Below are 19446 nucleotides of genomic sequence, written 5' to 3' on the forward strand. Positions count from 1 at the left end.
CAAAGCACACATGCCCGAGGTGATTTTTCCCGGACCCGAAGGCCGCCTGGAAGGCCGTTACCACCCGCAAAAGGAAAAAGACGCACCGATAGCTATCGTGCTTCACCCGCATCCACAGTTTGGCGGGACCATGAACAACAAGGTGGTCTATAATCTGCACTATGCGTTTTACAACATGGGATTCACCGTGTTGCGCTTTAACTTTCGCGGCGTAGGACGTAGCCAGGGTGAATATGATCAGGGCGTAGGCGAGCTAAGCGATGCCGCATCCGCGCTGGATTATCTGCAATCGATGAACAACAACTCGAAGCATTGCTGGGTCGCAGGTTTCTCGTTCGGGGCCTGGATCGGTATGCAGCTTTTGATGCGCCGCCCCGAGATCACAGGTTTTATCAGCGTCTCACCCCCGGCAAACATGTACGATTTCTCGTTCCTCGCACCCTGCCCTTCCTCTGGCTTGATCATCAACGGGTCGGCTGACCGTGTTGCTCCTCCGGCGGATACCACGTCGCTTGTGAATAAACTGCACGAGCAGAAAGGCATTACTATTACCCACAACGAGGTCGAGGGCGCTGATCACTTCTTCCAGGAACGGCACATGGACACTCTGATCACAGACGTTTCCGACTATGTGAAACGCCGCCTGACCGAGAACACGCGCTGATGTCCGATACCATCACCACCCTTGCGGCCAAATTGGCCGAAGACACGATGAAAGTGATGGATGAAACCGGCAATGACCGCTTCTTTGTTGAAGTCGGCGAGCATTTGGGCGCGTCGTCTCAAACTCTGGAAGAGGCGTTTCTGACAGAAATTCGTGTGCGGCTGGCAGAACGAAAGGCCCGCAAGTTCGTCATTCAGAAACTGGCAGAACACCGTTCGAAAATGAAAGCGATCGAGAAACAATGACCGAAAGACTGTCTGCGCAAATCGAATTTTTGAAATGCGCGGACAGGCTGAAGTCAGTCGAACGCGCAAATAATCTTCTGGATCAGTCCCGCCCTGAAAATGCGGCCGAGCATAGCTGGCAACTGGCGTTGTGGGCACTGGTCATGGAGCCTCTGGCCGGCGAGAAAGTCAGCATCGGTCGGGTGATCCGGATGCTGTTGCTGCATGATCTGGTAGAAATCATCGTGGGCGATCATCCCATTCACCTACAAACCGACTGGCACGCGGTCGAGCAGGCCGAACAAGCTGCAGCTGCGCAGTTGTTTGGTCTGCTGCCTCAAGATCAGGCGTCGGAGTTTCTTGCGCTCTGGCAGGAATTCGAAGCAGATCAAAGCCCGGATGCGAAATTCGCCAAATACCTTGACCGGTGCCAGCCGATGTTTCAGGTCCTGTGCGCACCAAATCCTAAGCCGGAACATCGGGCAATTGCCCGCGACAACTTGAACGGCGGACGGGCGGCTTATCTTAAGACCGAGTTTCCAGACGCCTACACTGCCGCGCAAAACCTGCTTGATGAAATCCCAACCGGTGATACAGCGTTTTCACTTCGTCTTCCGTTTCTGACCGAGACTGACCAACTGAAATCTGTCTACCGCGCCTCACGCCTATTGAGCGGTGAACGGTTCGAAAATTCCGCCGAACATTCATGGCACGTCATGCTGTTTGCCTGGGTTCTTTCAGAACATGCCCTGCCCGGCATCGCGCTGGACCGCGTTCTGAAAATGCTTTTGCTTCACGACATCGTCGAAATTGACGCTGGCGACCACCCCATTCACGGACATGTCGATCACGCGGCACAGGAAGCCGAAGAACAAGCTGCCGCACAAAGACTGTTTGGGATGCTGCCCGCTTCCCAAAGGAACGCGTTCCTGTCCCTGTGGACGGAATTTGAAGCGGCAGACAGTATTGACGCTCATTTTGCCAAGGCAATTGATCGCTTTCAAACTCCGATCGGCAACCTCGACACGGGCGGCGGTTCCTGGGTTGATTATGACGTCACTTATGCTCAGGTCGAACGGCGTGTCGGCACCCCGATACAACGTGGTGCGCCCAGACTTTGGGCATGGCTTCAACCGCAGTTGGCCGCTTACTTTTCAGCAGAAGCAAAGGTGTGAGAGTACGCAGAGAAAAAGAGGCAAAATTGCCCCTTCTTCCCGCGTTCCGACAAGCGCTTAAACCTGAATACTCTCTAACCGTTCAACAAATTCGGCTGCATTTTTGTCAACGGACCCCCCGTCGGCAAGCCACCCAAGCGCAACTATAAGCGCCGAAACAAACACGACATATCTTGCGAATTTCGTCATGGAAAACACTCAGTAAACAAAAACCTTTAAAAACAACGGGTTTATACTACTAAGCGCAGTAAAATAAAAGTCAGGTTATCCTGACCTCCCCGCCACTTGGCCGACACAGGTATCAGTCTGTTATTTTCGCCCGGGTATCGAGAATTTTCTTGCCCGCTCGTCTTATTTTGTGCTCATCCTCGCGAAACTTTTACCGAGAACGTCGCAATGCCCAAAGCTTACCTGATCCTATTGCTGGCGGTCATAGCAGAGACCATCGGCACATCATCCCTCCAGGCCAGCCAGCAGTTCACCCGTTTTTGGCCCTCTGTACTCGTCGTGGTCAGCTATGCCGTTTCATTCTATCTTCTCGGTCTGACGCTAAAATACATGCCTGTCGGGATAGTCTATGCAATCTGGTCGGGGCTGGGCATCTGCCTGATTGCCTTCATCGGATTTATCGTCTTCGGCCAAAAGTTGGATTGGCCTGCCGTCGCCGGACTAGCCATGATTTTGGCGGGAATCCTTGTCATTCACCTGTTTTCCAAGACAGCCGGTCACTGATCGCCGGTTAGGGCTGGTCTATTTGCTCAAACCGCGCTATGCGCGCGGCAACTTCCCGTTCAAAGGCTGACCTCTCATGGACCTGCGCAATATCGCAATCATCGCTCACGTTGACCACGGCAAGACGACCCTGGTGGACGAGCTGCTCAAACAATCCGGTGCATTCCGGGAAAATCAGGCTGTGGCGGAACGCGCCATGGATAGCAACGATCTGGAACGTGAGCGCGGCATCACCATCCTTGCCAAGGCGACCTCGGTTGAATGGAAGGGCACGCGAATCAATATCGTCGACACCCCCGGTCACGCCGATTTCGGGGGCGAAGTCGAGCGGATTCTCAGCATGGTGGACGGAGTTGTTTTGCTTGTCGATGCCGCCGAAGGCCCGATGCCTCAGACCAAGTTCGTCACCTCCAAGGCGCTGGCATTGGGCCTGCGCCCAATCGTGGTTTTGAACAAAGTCGATAAGCCCGATGCTGAACCCGACCGCGCGCTAGACGAATGCTTTGACCTGTTCGCCAATCTCGGTGCCGACGACGATCAGCTGGATTTCCCGGCCATGTATGCCTCGGGCCGCTCTGGCTGGGCAGATATGGAGCTGGACGGACCCCGCAAGGATCTGACCGCTCTGTTCGACCTGATCGTCGATCACGTCCCAGCCCCAAAGCAGGCCGAACGCAAGGGTGAGCCTTTCCGCATGCTGGCCACCACTCTGGGTAGCGACCCGTTCATCGGCCGCATTCTGACTGGCCGCGTGGAAAGCGGAACACTTAAGGCCGGTGACAGCCTCAAGGCGCTGTCCCGTGATGGAACGCTGATCGAAAACTTCCGCGCTTCGAAAATTCTGGCTTTTCGCGGCCTGGCTCAGCAACCAATCGACGTGGCCGAAGCCGGGGACATCGTCACCATCGCAGGTATGAGCAAGGCAACCGTGGCCGACTCGCTGGTCTCACCACAGGTCGAAGAGGCCCTGCCTGCCCAACCCATCGATCCGCCGACGATCACAGTGACCTTTGGCATCAACGATTCACCCTTGGCCGGACGCGACGGTAAAAAGGTGCAATCCCGCGTGATCCGCGACCGCCTTATGAAAGAAGCCGAATCCAACGTCGCCATTCGCATCACCGACACCCCCGGTGGTGAAGCCTTCGAGGTTGCCGGTCGTGGCGAACTGCAGATGGGTGTTCTGATTGAAAACATGCGCCGTGAGGGGTTCGAACTCAGCATTTCCCGCCCTCAAGTTCTGTTCCGCGAGGAAGACGGTCAACGACTGGAACCAATCGAAGAAGTCACCATTGACGTTGATGATGAATACTCAGGCGCCGTAATCGAAAAGATCACAGGCGCGCGCAAAGGTGAACTGGTCGAGATGCGCCCGGCCGGCGCCGGCAAAACCCGCATCATTGCACATGTGCCCTCGCGCGGGCTGATCGGCTATCACGGAGAGTTTCTGACCGACACCCGTGGAACCGGCGTTTTGAATCGAGTGTTCCATGGTTGGTCCGCTCACAAGGGGCCAATCCCTGGTCGCCGCGCCGGTGTTCTCATTTCGATGGAGAACGGTCATGCCGTCGCTTATGCCCTGTGGAACCTCGAAGAACGTGGTCGCATGTTCGTCGGCCCCCAAGCAGACGTCTATCAAGGCATGGTGATCGGCGAACACTCGCGTGACAACGACCTTGAGGTAAACCCACTTAAAGGTAAAAAGCTGACCAACGTACGAGCCAGCGGTTCGGACGATGCAGTCCGGTTGACTCCGCACATCCAATTCTCGTTGGAAGAAGCGATTGCCTACATTGATGACGATGAATTGGTCGAGGTCACGCCGAACGCCGTTCGTTTGCGCAAACGCTTTTTGGATCCGCACGAACGGAAACGCATGGCAAGGTCAGCCTGAAGAATTCACTGAATAATTCACATTGTTGAAACAATGTCACAATTGAAGCAATATTGCCTCCGATTACCAAGGCAATAACCTGTAGAAAGCCCGCCATGTAGGCGGGCTTTCTCTTTGATTTTATGATATTTCTTTTATCAGCAAGACAAAATATTAATTAATTTTACATTAACCGGCCTTGAAAATAAGACGAGAATTAGGTGTAATTGTGGTTGAAGTGTGGCACGAAAGTTGTACGTAAGCGTGTAACACTAAGCGTTAGTGCAAAGGTGTGAGTAACGAGTTCCGAAGGAGTGGCGCAATGCGCGTGAAGTCCCGTTTGTTATCTATTGTTTTCGTATCAGCAGCATTTCCCTTGATCTCTGCCGGTTCGGCTCAAGCAGAAAAATGTACCATCAAAACTGTCAGGCAATCAGTGTCCACAGACACTTTGTGCGGATGCACGGTCGTTGATAGACGGATGCTTCGATACATCCAACGGCGAGCGGATTTCGAGGACATTCTGGCCCGAACACTGGACAACTGCCCAGCTTTCGCTGCCGTTTTAACTGACCTCCCAACAGCTACCACTTCCCCCCCCGACAACGATAACGGCAACGATGGCGACGACGGTGGCACCGGTGAAGGAAGTACAGGCGGCGGGAGTGATAGTCCCGGCGGTGACAACCCTGGCGGCGGTAGCGATACCCCAGGCGGTGGAAACCCTGACGGCGGGAGCGATACCCCCGGCGGCGGTGATCCTCGCGGTGGAGGCGACACCCCCGGTGGCGGTAACCCCGGTGGCGGTGGCGATACCCCCGGCGGCGGCGGCGGTGGCAGCGACACCCCCGGTGGAGGCGGTGGCGACGGTAACGGCGGCAACAACGATGGCGGCGGTTCCGGTGGCAATGGCAACGGCGGTAACAATGGCGGCGGTGGTAACTCCGGTGGCAACGGTAACGGCGGCAACAACGGCGGCGGTGGTAACTCCGGTGGCAATGGCAACGGCGGTAACAATGGCGGCGGTGGTAACTCCGGTGGCAACGGTAACGGCGGCAACAACGGCGGCGGTGGTAACTCCGGTGGCAACGGCAACGGCGGCAATAATGGCGGCGGCGGAAACTCCGATGGCAATGGCAACGGAGGTAATAACCGCTCGGGTCATAACGACGGAACCAATCCCGGAGGTCAGGACCAAAACTCCAACGGTTCAGACAATCCCGGTGGCAAGAATGGTAACGGCGGAAGCAATGGCGGCGCCACTGGCGGCAACGTCGGCGGAGCTGGCAAAGGTGGCACGTTCAACTAACGCGTTAGGCTTGGCGGCTTAACAAACCCAAAATGGGTCCGAACGAGCCTCCATGTCACCAAACAGAAAGGGCGGCTAAATTGCCGCCCTTTGTAATGTGCAAGAGAAAATAAGACGTATCCACAAACAGTCTATAGACAAATATGTCAACTACGACCGTAAACACCTACCCAACCGCTGGGCTTTCTGGGGTTTTGCATTCTTAGGAACAGGTACCGAGTTGCCGACCACGGCTTGATTTGATTGGTTAGATTATCCAGCACAAGATCTCCGCCCGCTGACCGATACACCAAAACAGCATGGGAATTGCGCTTGGTATCCAGAACTGTCGCAATGAGCAGCTTGCTGGGATCGACACCGGCTCGGATCAGGTCCCTTTTCTTCAACAGCGCGAAATCTTCACAATCTCCACCCCGCGACGTAGGCAAAGCCCACCGCTCCTCTGTCTTGTACTGAGACCGGTCTGTAACCGAACGCGTCGTCGCGTTCACCTTTCGGTTTACACGCCTAATTATCTGCAATTCCTGTTGGCTTGACATCGACACAGTAGCCTTGGTCGAACAGGCCCAGTTGTATTGACGGCATAACTGTCGCGCTCCTGACGGTGGCGGTGACACTGCAATACTTGGAATAAAGCGACCTTCGCTGGCCTCGGCATTGGAACCGATTAAAGCAGGGGTAAATGCCAACGCAGTTGCGATGCACAACTGACCCGTAGAAAAGGTTAAGCGCGCGACAACGATTCTGAGTTTCGTGCTAAACGGCATTGTGCCAGTCCCTCAATCCATTTTTACCTTCGATTGCAGGCAAATCGGACCGTACCTATTGAAACTTAAATATCGGTAGACACGTCGCCATCGCAATCAAAGTGGAAGCTGCAAGGCAAAAGAGGCGGAAATTCGTCACTCAATATGACCATTTAAGGCAAGAATTGTGCGCGCCAAGCCACAATCTACGTGGCTGACTTGAAAAAATCATTTTTCAGGCTCTCTTCAAGCCCCTGTAAGTAAGTGATAATTCAAAGCACAAAAAAAACCGGGTCGCATAAAATGCGACCCGGTATATCAATTGGCTAAATTCCGCTCACCAAGACAGAATTCCGGCTTTGGCGGATGGTCCTGCTTTAATCAGTGATCTCGACAACCACCAGTTCACGCTCACTCGCGCCACGCGCATGGTCGAGTGCTTCTTGGTATTCCGAGGAGTTGTAGCACTCCACAGCGGCCTCGACCGATGGAAAGCGGGCAACAACGTTTCGTGGCCTCTCCTTGCCCTCAAGCTGGACATACCTCGCAGCACGGGCGATGAATTCACCCCCATGCTTAGCAATCGCAGGACCGGCCAATTCGGCATATTTCCCGTAAGATTCAGCATCCGTCACAGTCACATGTGCGATCCAGAGTGCAGGCATATTACCCTCCCAATACTTGCTCGGCGGCTTTGATCGCCGCATCTGAATTAGAGGCATCGCGGCCACCGCCCTGTGCCATATCGGGACGACCACCGCCGCCCTTCCCGCCCAGTTCGACCACCGCTGCGCGAACCAGATCCACGGCCGAAACCTTATCGGTCAGATCTGCTGTTACCCCGGCCGCGACGGCAGCTTTACCACCCGCGTCAGCGATCAACAGAACTGCACCTGATCCAAGGCGGCTTTTGTGCTCATCAATCAAAGCGGGCAAGTCTTTACCAGAAACGCCGCTGAGGGCCTGAGCCAAGAAAGGTACGCCATTTACATCGCGCGCTTCGGAACCGCCCTGACCTGAGCCACCGGCCATTGCAAGATCACGGCGCAGCTGAGCAACCTCGTTTTGGAGCGATTTACGTTCGTCCAGCAATGCTTTGACCCGGCTAACTACGTCGTTCGGCTGAGCCTTCAATTCCGATGCAATTTGCCCAAGTCGCTGGTCTTGTTCAGAAAGATGCCGGAATGCTTCGTTTCCGGTCAATGCCTCGATCCGACGCACACCGGCGCTGCTGGCACTGTCGCCCAGTACAACAAACGTTCCGATATCCCCGGTTTGGCGCACATGCGTTCCGCCACACAGCTCGATCGACCACGTATCGCCGTCATGCCCTTTGCCTGTAGGCGCCTTGCCCATGGACACAACCCGAACCTCATCGCCGTATTTTTCACCGAACAGAGCCTGAGCGCCCAGTTCACGGGCATCGTCTGGCGTCATGACACGAGTTTCTACGGTCGAGTTCTGACGGATGAATTCGTTCACTTCGCGCTCGACCTTCTGAATTTCTTCTACGCTCAGCGCTTTGGAGTGGCTGAAATCAAACCGCAACCGGTCCGAGGCATTCAGCGACCCGCGCTGTGCCACGTGATCGCCGAGCGTTTCCCGCAACGCCTCATGCAGCAGGTGAGTGGCCGAATGGTTCGCTCGGATGGCGGTTCGGCGGTCGTGATCAACCTCAAGCTCGACAGAATCTCCCTTGGACAAGGCGCCGTTCTCGACACTGACCCTGTGGGCATAAACCTTGCCGTCGGCGAATTTCTTAGTGTCTGCAACGCGGGCAATGTCGTTACGCTCGTCCAAGCGACGAATCTCACCCGTGTCACCGACCTGACCGCCGGCCTCGCCATAGAACGGGGTCTGGTTTACGACCACCCAACCGGTTCCACCCTTTTCGATTTTATCGACCAGAGCTCCGTCAACGATAAGGGCAGCCACCTGACCCTCGGCCTTTTCGGTGTCATATCCGAGAAAGTCCGTGGCGCCGGCACTGTCCAGAACGTCGAACCAAACCGCCTGATCCGCAGCCTCACCCGACCCTGCCCAAGCCGCTCGAGCTTTGGCCTTTTGCTCGGCCATGGCCACGTCGAACCCGTCCGTATCAACAGTCAAACCCTTTTCGCGTAGAGCATCCTGTGTCAGGTCCAGTGGGAACCCATAAGTATCATACAGCTTGAACGCTGCATCGCCGGGCAGCGCCGCACCCTTAGAAAGGCTGGCAACCTCGTCATCCAACAGCTTGAGGCCACGATCCAACGTCTGCTTGAATCGGGTTTCCTCCAACAACAAAGTTTCCTCGATCAATGGTTGCGCCTGACCCAATTCAGAATATTGCGCGCCCATCAATTGTACCAAGGTCGGAACCAGGCGATGCATGACCGGGTCTTTCGCCCCCAGTAGATGCGCGTGGCGCATGGCGCGGCGCATGATCCGACGCAGGACATAGCCACGCCCGTCATTCGACGGCATCACACCATCTGCAATCAGGAACGAGGTCGAACGCAGGTGGTCCGCGATTACACGGTGATGCACGTTCTGATCGCCATAGGGGTCAACACCGGTCGCAACCGCTGACGCCTCGATCAGTGTTTTGAACAGGTCTGTGTCATAGTTGTCATGGCTGCCCTGAAGCAGAGCACCGATCCGCTCCAACCCCATGCCGGTATCGATCGACTGCATATCGAGCTCAACCATTGAGCCGTCTTCGAACTGTTCGTTTTGCATGAAAACGATGTTCCAAATCTCAATGAACCGGTCACCATCTTCTTCGGCCGAACCCGGAGGACCGCCCCAAATATGATCGCCGTGGTCATAGAAAATCTCGGTACATGGACCGCACGGACCAGTAGGCCCCATCTGCCAGAAATTGTCATTGGTCGCGATGCGGATGATCCGATCTTCGGGAACCCCGACTTTCTTCCAAATTTCAAACGCCTCGTCGTCGGTGTGATAAACCGTGGTCAACAAGCGGTTCTTGTCGATTCCGAATTCCTTGGTAATCAATTCCCAGGCAAAGGGGATCGCCTCGGGTTTGAAATAGTTCCCGAAAGAAAAATTCCCAAGCATTTCAAAGAAAGTATGGTGGCGCGCGGTATAGCCCACATTGTCCAGGTCATTGTGCTTACCGCCCGCACGCACACATTTCTGCGCCGTCGTGGCCCGCTGGTAGTCGCGTGTTTCCACACCAGTGAACAGATTTTTGAACTGTACCATGCCCGAGTTCACGAACATCAAAGTCGGGTCATTGCGTGGGACCAGAGGGCTGGACGCCACCACTTCGTGTCCCTGTTTGGCAAAGTAGTTCAAAAAGGTCGATCGGATATCGTTCAGCGTGGGCATAAGGCTCTCTCAGCGCGCAATCGTTTTGTTCAAAACGGGTTTATCCCTGTCCCTGCGGATAGTCCACAGCATTGGGGCCCCGGAACGAAACAAGGCGGTCCAGATGGACCGCCTTGCTCTAAGCTAGCTTTAAACCGTTAGATGTCGGTGAGTGTTTTTCCGGTCAGCGACCGTCATGCCTCTAGGATATCGTCGTCTTCTGCCACGCCCGGAGGCATGTCGAAATCCAGCCCATGCGCGGCGCGAATCTTGTCCTCGATTTCAAGTGCGGCACGGCTATTATCGCGCAGATATTGCTTGGCATTCTCACGCCCCTGCCCGATCCGTTCGTCCCCATAGCTGAACCACGAACCTGACTTTTCGACCACACCAGCCTTGACACCAAGATCCAGCAGCTCACCCATTTTCGAGATACCTTCACCATACATGATGTCGAATTCCACCTGTTTGAACGGTGGCGCGACCTTGTTCTTTACGACCTTCACGCGGGTTTGGTTACCGACCACCTCATCGCGGTCTTTGATCGCGCCGATACGGCGGATGTCGAGGCGAACCGAGCTGTAGAACTTCAGCGCGTTGCCACCGGTTGTGGTCTCCGGGCTGCCGAACATCACACCGATCTTCATCCTGATCTGGTTGATGAAGATTACCATGCAGTTCGAACGGCTGATTGAACCAGTCAGTTTGCGCATCGCCTGGCTCATCAACCGGGCCTGCACGCCCACGTTGCTGTCGCCCATGTCGCCTTCCAGCTCGGACTTCGGGGTCAGAGCCGCAACCGAGTCGACCACAACCATGTTCACAGCACCGGATCGTACCAGCGTATCGGTAATTTCCAACGCCTGCTCACCGGTGTCCGGCTGCGAGATCAGCAACTCATCCAGATCAACACCAAGCTTGCGGGCATATTGCGGGTCCAGCGCATGTTCCGCGTCCACGAAGGCACAAACACCGCCTCGCTTTTGCTGTTCTGCAATACAATGCAGCGTCAGCGTGGTCTTACCGGAACTCTCCGGCCCATAAATCTCAACAATCCGGCCCATCGGCAATCCGCCGATCCCAAGCGCAATGTCCAGCCCCAATGAGCCGGTCGAGCTGGCCTCGATGTCCTGTTTGGCATCCTCGCCCAGTTTCATGATTGAACCCTTGCCGAACTGCCGCTCGATCTGGGCCAACGCGCTGTCGAGCGCCTTTTGCTTGTCTGCGTTTTTCTTGTCGCTCATTGTCAGAAGATCCGCCATTGTCCTGTCGCCTTCCCTTTTGTCACACCCTTCAACGGGCGGCAATCGCTGCTTTGTTCGCCTCTTGTTCCTTATGGGACCAAAAAGAGAACATTTCAACTAAAACTTACAATGGTTACTGTTCGGCAATTGTGTTAAAGAGTCGTTTACGCCAATGTGCCCCGATAACTTAAATCGGCAGGAGGCGAATAAATGCTTGTTTTCTATAAGGAACGTTTGGCGCTTTTAGCTGTTCCGAAAACAGGCAGCACAGCCTACCACTCGGCCCTACGCGATCGGGCCGATATGGTGGTAACAGGCCCACCAGAGCTGAAACACGCACCAGTACGTCGATATGATCGTTTTTTTCAGAACATCTTTCGTAAAATGTACGACACCGAGATGGAGATCATGGCCGTAGTGCGTGAGCCACTAGACTGGTTGGGCAGTTGGTATCGGTTCCGCAGTCGTCCCGAACGTGTTGGTCATCCGCATTCCACCCACAACCTAAGTTTCGATGAATTCGTGCAGGCGTATATGCAATCACCCCGTCCCGAATTCGCCGATGTTGGCAGTCAAAGTCAATTCTTCCGCACCAGAAGCAACGGGTTTGGGGCAAGCCACATCTTCAAATACGAAAATCAGGACACTATCCTGGATTTCTTGCAAGACCGATTGAACATGCAAATCGACCTGAAACGCGAAAACGTCTCACCTAAACGCAACCTTTCCCTGAAGCCAGAGACCGAGCACAAATTTCGAGAACGACATGCAGCCGAGTTTGCCTGTCACACCGCGGCGCGTTAGCAGCAATCAGTTAAGCTGTTGAAAAACTGCCTCTGTCAGTTGGTTCAGCGAAAACGGTTTTGGAAGAAACGTCGAATTCGCAATCTCCGGCCCTGAGTCTCCGAAGGCACCTTCTGTGTAGCCGGACATAAAGATTACCCTTACATCCGGTCGCGTCTCCATTGCTTTGCGCACCCAAGTCGGTCCGTCCATCCCGGGCATGACCACATCGGTAACAAACGCGTCTACATTCAGCGATCCGTCTTCCAGCAAACTCAGCGCCTCCTCTGCCGAATCCGCCTCGAGCACGGTGTAGCCCTTCAGCCGCAAAGCCCGAGTTGCAAAGGCCCGCACCGGAGCCTCATCTTCAACAAGCAGCACAACCCCTTCGCCCTGTCGAGAATTCTGAGTGCCGGCCGAGGAGATGTTGTTTTGCTGTACTTCCTGCGGTGCAGCAGAAACCGGCAGGTAAACAGTAAATTCGGTTCCGTGTCCCGGAAGGCTATCGACGAAAATGAAGCCGCCCGTCTGTTTGACAATCCCATAAACCGTCGACAAACCTAAACCAGTACCTTCGCCGGTTCGTTTGGTGGTGTAGAACGGCTCAAACACTTTTTGCAGCTTGTCAGCGGGAATACCAATACCACTGTCGATCACCTTTACGGTCACATACTCTCCGGGCTGGACGGTAGCGCGATCACGCCGGAGCGGCTCGCCCAATACCACAACTTCCGTCTCAATCCGAACTTCGCCACCGTCTGGCATTGCGTCGCGAGCGTTTACGACAAGGTTCATAATTACCTGTTCCAGCTGCCGTTTATCAGCGCGAACAGGTTTGAGAACCGGATCGTGACTGAGAATCAGACGCACTTTCTCTCCCACCAGCCGGTTCAGCAAATGAATCAGATCCGAGATCGTATCCCGAAGGTCCAGCACTTCGGGCTGCAATGTCTGTTTGCGCGAAAACGCCAGCAGTTGGCTGACCAGCGCAGCCGCACGATTGGCGTTTTGGTTGATCTGAACGAGATCACCATAGTTCGGGTCACTCTGGTCGTGTCGCAACAACAGCAAGTCGCAATGGCCGGAAATCGCCGTTAGCAGATTATTGAAATCATGCGCGACACCGCCGGCCAATTGCCCGACAGCTTGCATCTTTTGCCCCTGAACAAACTGCGCCTCAAGTGTTTTGAGTTCCGTGGCGTCATTCATCACTGCAATCAGCCTGACCTGCCCGTTATTAACAACGCGGTTCAGCGTTACTTGAACAAAAACCTCTTTATCTTCACGGGTAAGGCGCAGAAACTCAGACCGCATCGCGGGTTCTTTCGCCGCAGTACGCTCCAGCCAGTCCAGAATTGGATGCCCCAACCCCTGCATAATCTGGTCAACATTGGATTCACCGGGCTGAACATTCCCGATCAGTTTTTCGGCCAGACGATTAACCTCAAGGATTCGACCCTCGGGAGAAAGGCACATGATCGGCACCGGCAGATCAGCAAAAGACGCACCACTCGTTCCAGTGTCAGAAGCTTTCAAGGGCAGCATCAGTAAATCACGAACGGATCCCGAGCGGCCAAGCTCACAAACGGCAGTTGAAAGCGGCCCACTTGTAGTATGCGCTTGCACGATGTCCCCCTGCCCATTCAGTTCGTTCGAAAATACCTGATGCAACATGTCAGGCCGGTGTCCCAACAGATGCTCTGCCGCAGCATTGACGCGCAGCAAAGCGCCGTTGCGTCCTTCGGTCAGAACCGGCACGTCGACGTCGTCCCACTGTCCGGGCATGCCCAGATGAAAGCGCCAGCAAAACCTGCCACCTCCTACATCAAAAACGGATATTGGGATGGTTGAGCCTACGGTCACGATGTCTTCGCGCGCTCTACCGTAAATTTCGGCCTTGGATTGCAAGCGCAACAGGATGGCTGATGGGTTTGCAAGTTTTGATTTTAAGCAATCTTCCAGCCGGGCTCCGGTCAAAGCCTGAAACTGTGTACGCGCCTCAGAATTGACGGTCAGAATATCCCCCTGAGCATTTGCGATCATGCATGGAAAAAGGTCTTGTTCCGCCACTACAGCCATCGCCTCGACCGCTTTTTTCGCGCCGTTATCCGCGATGATCCCTCGCAACATGACCAAAATGGCCGCAGCCAGAAGCGATATACTGGCAACCAAAAACCCCGTATTCCAGGCTGCAGGAAAGAAACCCAACACAGGTGCAAGACTGAGCAGAGCGGCAATTGCCACAAGAGTCGCAAGACGTATACTAGACGGGGCTTTTTGAAGAGACGGGTCAGAATAAACTTCTGCTGTATCGGACATAACCAACTCAGTTTGATGGGCTTTTTCAACAAACAGCCCAAATAAGGTTAAGGCCCGCTTAACAGAAACCAGCCGCTCTCCCTATAGTTGCTATGACCTGACGCACTACCGCGTCAAGTGTGACGTAAAGAATCCGTCCGTCCCGTGGGACACAAGCCACGTTTTACGAAAACACTCTGACCAATCGGGGTTTTCTTGCAGGAATGCGTCGACCACAGCAGCGTTTTCATCCTCAAGCATCGAGCATGTTGCATAAGCCAAAGTCCCACCTGGGCTGATAAAGTGCGATACTTGTTCCAGTATCTCACCTTGGATGGACGTCAATTCCTTGAGACGATATTCCGTCAAGGCCCATTTCCCCGCAGGAGCCCGCCTCCATGAACCGCTGCCCGAACATGGCGCATCCGCAAGGATCACGTCGAAAGGTCCTTGCCGTGCGATCTCGTCAGTCTGCAAAATCTGCACTTGTGCCCCTGCCCGTTTGGCACGTGCTGGTAGATCCTGCATCCTTGCAGGATTCACGTCATGGGCGAACACCTTGACCCCTTGATGTGCCGCCACTGCCAATGACTTGCCACCGCCGCCTGCACAATAATCCAGAACCTGCATCCCCGGTTTCAGATCCAGAGCGGCAACAACCGCCTGACTGGCCGCGTCCTGAAGTTCGATCAACCCATCTGTATAGGCACGGCTGCGCGCAACTTTGCGCGCGCCTTCGGTAACTTCCAGCGCCGTGTCACAGGCAGGACTGGCAATGGCGCTGATCTCTTCCTTGGCCAATGCAGCTATCGCACCGGACACATCCGTCTTGATCAGATTCACGCGCAGATGCACTGGCGCACGGCGTTGCAACGCCTGCGCGACTGGTACAGCTTTATCCCCAAGCGACGATTGAAATCTACCCCAAAGCCATTCAGGAATGTCGTTCTGTTCGGACTGGGATTTAAACTCCCGTGCAACTTCGGATTCAGAAACAGCGGCAGGCGCGTGCCGAGCACCCGAAAACAACGCCCCCAGATCGTCCCCCGATGCGCGCACCGATCCAATCATCAACCCACGACCGGTCTCCGCCCCTCCGAGCGCCGCAAAGGAACGCTTGCAACGCAAAGCCGAAAACACATGATCCCTGATTGCTGCCCGATCCTTGGACCCCGCAAATCGGCTGCGCCGCGCCCAATTGGTTAGGGCTTTTTCAACCGGCACACCGGAAAGAACCTCATCAAGGATCTCAATTGATGCCTGAACACGCGCGGCGGGAATCATTGCAAGTTCCGATGCTTGAAAATGTCAGTGTCGAAACGCATCGCAGCGCCCCATTCAGAGCGCCGCAAAGCATATCAGATCAGATTACATGATCCTGTAATTCGGGCTCTCACGGGTGATCTGAACATCATGCACGTGGCTTTCTTTCAGCCCTGCCCCCGTGATCTTCACGAAATTGCAATTTCTGCGCATTTCCTCGACCGTTGCGCAGCCCGTATAACCCATCGCCGCGCGAAGACCACCAACCAGTTGGTGAACAACTGCGCTGGCCGAACCCTTGTACGGTACCTGACCTTCGATCCCTTCGGGCACCAGCTTGTCGTTGGCAGCATCCTTCTGGAAGTACCGATCGGCTGAACCTCGCGCCATCGCACCTAGACTGCCCATACCACGATAGGACTTGAACGACCGGCCCTGATACAGGATCACTTCGCCTGGGCTTTCGTCGGTTCCAGCAATCATCGAACCAACCATGGCGCAGGATGCACCCGCCGCAATGGCTTTGGCGAAATCGCCCGAGAATTTGATGCCACCATCCGCGATGACCGGAACATCACCTGCCGCCGCCGCGCAATCCATGATCGCCGTCAGTTGCGGCACACCAACGCCCGCAACCATCCGAGTTGTACAGATCGAGCCCGGCCCGATACCAACCTTGATCGCATCGGCGCCTGCATCAATCAACGCCTTGGTCGCGTCGCCAGTCGCGACGTTACCTGCAATGATCTGTACCTCGTTCGACAGAGCCTTGACCCGTTTCACCGCGTCCAGAACCCCTTGCGAGTGCCCATGCGCCGTATCAACGACGATAATATCGACACCCGAATCCACCAACTGCTCGGACCGCTCAAACCCTGCATCTCCAACCGACGTCGCCGCAGCCACCCGCAAACGCCCCAGAGGGTCCTTGCATGCAGTCGGGTTTAGCACCGCTTGTTCGGTATCCTTCAGGGTCAGCAAACCGGTCAGCTTGCCTGCACCATCAACCACCAGCAGTTTTTCAATCCGGCGCGCCCGCATCAGGCTTTTAGCCTCTTCCAAATCGGCAGGCTCTTGCAACATCGCCAGATTGTCCGAGGTCATCATCGCATGAATCGGTGTGTCCTCTGACGTCGCAAAACGCATGTCGCGGTTGGTCACGATGCCGACCACACGCCCTGCATCATCAACCACCGGAAAACCGGTAAAATTATACCGCTGCACCAGCGCCTGCGCATCCGCCAGCGTCTGATCGGCACGCAGTGTCACCGGATTATAGACGATACCGGACTCGAATCGTTTGACGCGCCGCACTTCACGCGCCTGCTCATCCACCGTCAGGTTCTTATGAATAACGCCGATGCCACCAGCCTGAGCCATGGCGATGGCCATGCGCGCCTCGGTCACCGTATCCATCGCCGAGCTGAGCAACGGAATATTCATAGTGATATCACGCGTCACGCGTGTGGCTGTATCTGCCGTTGCCGGCAGGACCGACGAGGCCGCCGGAACCAATAGAACGTCGTCAAAGGTGAGTGCCTCACGAATCTGCATCTGCTAACCCCATGCAAAAGCCCGTTTGGCGGTGACCCTATTACATGGATTCATGGCAAGTAAAAGCCCCTGACCTAAACTAGTTTTCACCATCAGGCCGATGCTGCGGCAAAAAACGACGCTCTGCGTCCCAAAGGTGCCGCTGATTGTCCTTTCCCTTTGCGCGCAAACCCATATCTTGCCCAGCAAACGCGCGAATACAAAAGGCAGGCCAATCATGACCACCGATCCCCTTGTTGTTTTTACCCCGTCGGGCAAACGCGGGCATTTCCCCCTGGGCACACCGGTCTTAACCGCTGCGCGGCAGCTGGGTGTCGATCTGGATTCGGTCTGCGGCGGTCGTGGGATTTGTTCAAAATGTCAGATCACGCCCAGCTATGGCGAGTTCCCCAAGCACGGCGTGACCGTTTCCGAGGACGCGCTGAGCGAATGGAACGCGGTCGAACAACGCTATGACGATAAACGCGGTCTGAAACCAGGTCGTCGTCTGGGCTGTCAGGCAACAGTACAAGGCGATATCGTAATTGACGTTCCCCCCGAAAGTCAGGTGCATCGGCAGGTGGTCCGCAAAGCCGCCGCTGCGCGCGCCATCACGATGGATCCAGCAACCCGCCTGTACTTTGTAGTCGTGGAAGAACCCGACATGCATTCGCCGACCGGCGATCTGGAACGTCTGGAACGGGCCCTGCGTGAACAGTGGAACATCGACGCCGTCACCGCCGATCTCTCTCTGTTATCAAAGCTGCAACCTGTGTTGCGCAAGGGTAAATGGGAAGTCACCGTTGCCGTTCACAAGGGCCACAAGGACACTGTCGCCCGGATTACTGAAATCTGGCCAGGGCTGCATGAAAGTGGCCTATATGGCCTGGCTATTGATTTGGGCTCGACCACGATAGCGGCTCACTTGACCGATCTGGAAACCGGCGAGGTCAAGGCATCCTCGGGTCTGATGAACCCGCAGATTAGGTTTGGCGAAGACCTTATGAGTCGCGTTTCCTATTCGATGATGAACCCCGGCGGCGACAAAGAAATGACCAAGGCCGTTCGCGAAGCGATCAACGACCTGACCACCTCAATCGCGGACGAGGCCGGGATCAACGCCGAGCTGATCGTGGAAACCGTTTTTGTGTGTAACCCGGTCATGCACCACCTGCTGATCGGGCTGGATCCGGTTGAATTGGGGCAAGCCCCGTTTGCACTGGCAACATCGGAAAGCATGTCCCTGCCTGCACGTGAGATGGACCTGACGACCATGAACCCTCGCGCGCAGGTCTACATCCTGCCCTGTATCGCGGGCCATGTCGGAGCTGACTGTGCAGCTGTTGCCCTGTCGGAAGAACCCGGTAAATCCGAGGATCTTGTTTTGATCGTCGATGTCGGCACAAACGCCGAAATTCTACTGGGAAACACCAGTCGCGTGCTGGCCTGCTCCTCGCCCACTGGTCCGGCCTTTGAAGGCGCTCAGATCAGTTCCGGCCAGCGTGCCGCGCCCGGCGCCATTGAACGCATCGAGATTGACCCTGTCACCAAAGAGCCCCGCTTTCGCGTGATCGGGTCCGAGAAATGGTCTGACGAAGAAGGGTTCGATCAAGACATCGCCACCACAGGTATCACCGGCATCTGCGGCTCGGGCATCATCGAAGCCGTAGCCGAAATGCGGATGGCAGGTTTGCTGGACGAAAGCGGCCTGATTGGGTCCGCCGAACAGACCGGAACTGCCCGCTGTGTCCCCGAAGGGCGCACCCATTCCTATCTGATCCACGATGCCAGCGCCGTGGGCGGCCCGCGCATCACTGTAACCCAAGGTGACATTCGTGCCATTCAACTGGCCAAATCCGCGCTATACGCTGGCGCGCGTCTTCTGATGGATGAAATGGAGATCAATACGGTTGACCGCGTCGTTCTGGCCGGTGCGTTTGGGGCCCATATCTCGACCAAACACGCGATGGTTCTGGGCATGATCCCGGATGCGCCGCTGGACAAGGTCTCAAGCGCGGGCAACGCCGCCGGAACCGGCGCTCGGATAGCCCTGTGCAATATCGGATCGCGTGCTGAGATCGAGCGCGTCGTGCGCGAGATCACCAAGGTTGAAACCGCCATCGCTCCGAAGTTCCAGGATCATTTCGTCGCCGCCAATGCGATTCCGCACAAAACAGATCCCTTCACGGAACTGGCACACGTAGTCACCCTGCCCGCCCCGTCATTCAACACAGGTGGTGATGAGGAAAAATCTGGTCGTCGCCGTCGCAGGCGTTCATAGTCGCGA

15 protein-coding genes are annotated in these 19446 nt (G+C 55.5%); 8 read left to right on the top strand and 7 right to left on the bottom strand.

What is annotated here, in order from left to right:
• The first annotated feature begins 10 nt into the window (after positions 1-10).
• The 6 genes from ACR0IY_RS02685 to ACR0IY_RS02710 all read left to right on the top strand — a co-directional run bounded on the left by ACR0IY_RS02685 (position 11) and on the right by ACR0IY_RS02710 (position 5977).
• On the top strand, positions 11-664 hold the full coding sequence (locus ACR0IY_RS02685; protein ID WP_480670305.1) for an alpha/beta hydrolase: 654 nt from the start codon (positions 11-13) through the stop codon (positions 662-664).
• The gene (locus ACR0IY_RS02690; RefSeq protein ID WP_480670306.1) at positions 664-909 is read left to right on the top strand and encodes a hypothetical protein; all 246 of its coding nucleotides are present in this window, start codon (positions 664-666) and stop codon (positions 907-909) included. Before ACR0IY_RS02685 ends, ACR0IY_RS02690 begins: the two co-directional genes overlap by 1 nt.
• Complete coding sequence (locus tag ACR0IY_RS02695) at positions 906-2063, top strand: HD domain-containing protein (RefSeq protein WP_480670307.1); 1158 nt, start codon at positions 906-908, stop codon at positions 2061-2063. The genes ACR0IY_RS02690 and ACR0IY_RS02695 overlap by 4 nt, the downstream gene beginning before the upstream one ends.
• Positions 2064-2459: 396 nt before the next feature.
• Positions 2460-2795: a DMT family transporter gene (locus ACR0IY_RS02700; protein WP_480670308.1), complete on the top strand. Its 336-nt coding sequence runs from the start codon at positions 2460-2462 to the stop codon at positions 2793-2795.
• 76 nt (positions 2796-2871) lie between these two features.
• Positions 2872-4689, top strand: coding sequence for a translational GTPase TypA (gene typA / locus ACR0IY_RS02705; protein WP_480670309.1), 1818 nt, complete (start codon positions 2872-2874; stop codon positions 4687-4689).
• A gap of 460 nt (positions 4690-5149) precedes the next feature.
• Positions 5150-5977, top strand: a complete 828-nt coding sequence (locus ACR0IY_RS02710; protein WP_480670310.1) for a hypothetical protein — start codon at positions 5150-5152, stop codon at positions 5975-5977.
• A 146-nt stretch (positions 5978-6123) separates the two neighbouring features.
• On the opposite strand, the gene ACR0IY_RS02715 is transcribed toward ACR0IY_RS02710, so the two are convergent.
• From ACR0IY_RS02715 to recA, 4 genes are all read right to left on the bottom strand, one after another.
• Positions 6124-6744 (bottom strand): transglutaminase-like cysteine peptidase, encoded by a 621-nt coding sequence (locus ACR0IY_RS02715; protein ID WP_480670311.1) that lies wholly within the window; start codon positions 6742-6744, stop codon positions 6124-6126.
• Between the two features lie 356 nt (positions 6745-7100).
• A complete protein-coding gene (locus tag ACR0IY_RS02720) occupies positions 7101-7388 on the bottom strand; it encodes a DUF1330 domain-containing protein (protein ID WP_480670312.1) in 288 nt (95 codons plus the stop codon).
• A 1-nt stretch (position 7389) separates the two neighbouring features.
• Positions 7390-10059, bottom strand: a complete 2670-nt coding sequence (alaS, locus tag ACR0IY_RS02725; protein ID WP_480670313.1) for an alanine--tRNA ligase — start codon at positions 10057-10059, stop codon at positions 7390-7392.
• Positions 10060-10232: 173 nt separating this feature from the next.
• The gene (gene recA, locus ACR0IY_RS02730; RefSeq protein ID WP_480670314.1) at positions 10233-11300 is read right to left on the bottom strand and encodes a recombinase RecA; all 1068 of its coding nucleotides are present in this window, start codon (positions 11298-11300) and stop codon (positions 10233-10235) included.
• Between the two features lie 192 nt (positions 11301-11492).
• On the opposite strand from recA, the gene ACR0IY_RS02735 reads away from it, so the two are divergent.
• Positions 11493-12086 carry a gamma-glutamyl kinase gene (locus ACR0IY_RS02735; RefSeq protein WP_480670315.1) on the top strand — a complete coding sequence of 198 codons (594 nt, stop codon included), beginning with the start codon at positions 11493-11495 and terminating at the stop codon, positions 12084-12086.
• 6 nt (positions 12087-12092) lie between these two features.
• On the opposite strand, the gene ACR0IY_RS02740 is transcribed toward ACR0IY_RS02735, so the two are convergent.
• From ACR0IY_RS02740 to guaB, 3 genes are all read right to left on the bottom strand, one after another.
• Complete coding sequence (locus ACR0IY_RS02740) at positions 12093-14384, bottom strand: ATP-binding protein (protein WP_480670316.1); 2292 nt, start codon at positions 14382-14384, stop codon at positions 12093-12095.
• Between the two features lie 105 nt (positions 14385-14489).
• A complete protein-coding gene (locus ACR0IY_RS02745; RefSeq protein ID WP_480670317.1) occupies positions 14490-15647 on the bottom strand; it encodes an RsmB/NOP family class I SAM-dependent RNA methyltransferase in 1158 nt (385 codons plus the stop codon).
• An 84-nt stretch (positions 15648-15731) separates the two neighbouring features.
• Positions 15732-17180 (bottom strand): IMP dehydrogenase, encoded by a 1449-nt coding sequence (guaB, locus tag ACR0IY_RS02750; RefSeq protein WP_480670318.1) that lies wholly within the window; start codon positions 17178-17180, stop codon positions 15732-15734.
• Positions 17181-17397: 217 nt separating this feature from the next.
• On the opposite strand from guaB, the gene ACR0IY_RS02755 reads away from it, so the two are divergent.
• Positions 17398-19440: an ASKHA domain-containing protein gene (locus ACR0IY_RS02755; RefSeq protein ID WP_480670319.1), complete on the top strand. Its 2043-nt coding sequence runs from the start codon at positions 17398-17400 to the stop codon at positions 19438-19440.
• The last annotated feature ends 6 nt before the right edge of the window (positions 19441-19446 follow it).

It is taken from the genome of Ruegeria sp. BC1 (assembly GCF_056539305.1).